Origin of the sequence: Methylorubrum podarium (assembly GCF_022179745.1) — a bacterium.
Classification (GTDB): domain Bacteria; phylum Pseudomonadota; class Alphaproteobacteria; order Rhizobiales; family Beijerinckiaceae; genus Methylobacterium; species Methylobacterium podarium.
On record NZ_BPRD01000375.1, the window covers coordinates 1 to 1,574 of the forward strand.

The following is a 1,574-nucleotide window of genomic DNA, read 5'->3' on the forward strand; positions in this document are numbered from 1 at the left end:
CGCGGGAGCGCCCCTTTTCTCGTATCGGTGAGAGATCGCGCGTCAGAGCGAGCGGCTGCTGGTGCGGCCGGCGATGAAGCCGTAGATCGCGAGCACGACGCAGGCGCCGACGATGGAGCCGATGAAGCGGGCGCCCTCGTTGGGCCCGTACCAGCCGACCGCCTGACCGATGAAGGTGGCGACGAAAGCGCCGACGATGCCGAGGATCGTCGTCATGATGAAGCCGGCGGGCTCCTTGTCACCGGGCATGATGAACTTGGCGATGACGCCGGCGACGAAGCCGATGATGATGGTCCAGAGAATTTCCATGTCGATCCAACCCCGAATAGCGTCTTCGACCTGAAGGTCCGGCCGGAAGACTTGGCCGTATTCGTGGGACAAACGCGCGAGCCGCGATGCCGGTTGCCTCGGGAAATGCGGGGCGTTCAAAAAAACCGATCCCGTGAAAAACCGGCCCCGCGGCGCCGGCCCGGTCTTTCGCGGCGGGCGCGCCGCCCAAGCCCCTTTACGGAGAACCGCTCGGGGCGGCAGAAGGGTCGGCCTCCTTCACGAACCGAGACCGGCGAACCCACGATGACCATCGAACGCTACGAGACCGGCCCGCGCATGTCCCAGGCGGTCGCCCACGGCGACCTCGTCTTCCTGGCGGGCCAGGTGGCCGCCGACGTGGTCGGCACCGGCGTCACCGCGCAGACGCAGCAGATCCTGGAGCAGATCGACCGGCTGCTGATGCAGGCGGGCAGCGACAAGTCCCGCATCCTCTCGGCGACGATCTATCTCGCCGATATCGGCGGCTTCGCCGAGATGAACGCGGCCTGGGACGCCTGGGTCGATCGCGACAACCCGCCCGCCCGTGCCACCGTGGAAGCCCGGCTCGTCGCGCCGGAATACCGCGTCGAGATCGCCGTCACCGCCGCGCGGGGCAAACCGTGATCCGGCGGCGCCTGCTGGGAGGGCTCGCCGCCCTCCCCCTTCTCCTCGCGGCCGCCGGCGGCGCGGGCGCCGAGGAGCGCGTCGTCAACATCTACAACTGGTCGGACTACATCGACCCGAAGGTGCTCGACGACTTCACCCGGGAGACGGGGATCAAGGTCGTCTACGACACCTACGACAACAACGAGATCCTCGAGACGAAGCTGCTCGCCGGCAAGTCCGGCTACGACGTCGTCGTCCCCTCCGGCCCCTTCCTGCAGCGCCTGATCAAGGCCGGCGTGTTCCTGCCCCTCGACAAGGGCAAGATCCCGAACCTCAAGAACGCCTGGCCCGAGATCACCGGCCGGCTCCAGGCCTACGATCCGGGCAACGCCTTCGCCGTCGACTACATGTGGGGCACCACCGGGATCGGCGTGAATGTGGCCGCCGTGCGCGAGCGGCTCGGCCCGAACGCGCCCCTCAACAGCTGGAGCCTCGTGCTCAATCCGGGCTTCATCGCGAAGCTCAAGGATTGCGGCGTCATGCTCCTCGATTCCCCCGAGGACCTGATCCCGTCGATCCTGCCCTTCTACGGCTACAAGTCCGACTCGAAGCGCTGGGACGACATCACCGCCGTCACCGACGCCCTCTACAAGGTCCGC

At 67.5% G+C, this 1,574-nt stretch carries 3 protein-coding genes; 2 read left to right on the plus strand and 1 reads right to left on the minus strand.

Translation table 11 applies throughout. From position 1 onward, the window contains the following. Positions 1-42: 42 nt before the first annotated feature. Positions 43-309 (minus strand): GlsB/YeaQ/YmgE family stress response membrane protein, encoded by a 267-nt coding sequence (locus MFF42_RS18150; RefSeq protein WP_012456206.1) that lies wholly within the window; start codon positions 307-309, stop codon positions 43-45. A 264-nt stretch (positions 310-573) separates the two neighbouring features. On the opposite strand from MFF42_RS18150, the gene MFF42_RS18155 reads away from it, so the two are divergent. Next, positions 574-933, plus strand: coding sequence for a RidA family protein (locus MFF42_RS18155; protein WP_238257005.1), 360 nt, complete (start codon positions 574-576; stop codon positions 931-933). Then, positions 930-1,574 (plus strand): extracellular solute-binding protein (locus tag MFF42_RS18160; RefSeq protein WP_238257006.1); only part of this gene is annotated, 645 nt, incomplete at its 3' end. The genes MFF42_RS18155 and MFF42_RS18160, both read left to right, overlap by 4 nt.

What these genes read in the sequence shown, in the direction of transcription:
- MFF42_RS18155 (WP_238257005.1), top strand. Translation starts at nt 574, where the DNA reads ATGACCATCGAACGCTACGAGACCGGCCCGCGCATGTCCCAGGCGGTC.
- MFF42_RS18150 (WP_012456206.1), bottom strand. Translation starts at nt 309, where the DNA reads ATGGAAATTCTCTGGACCATCATCATCGGCTTCGTCGCCGGCGTCATC.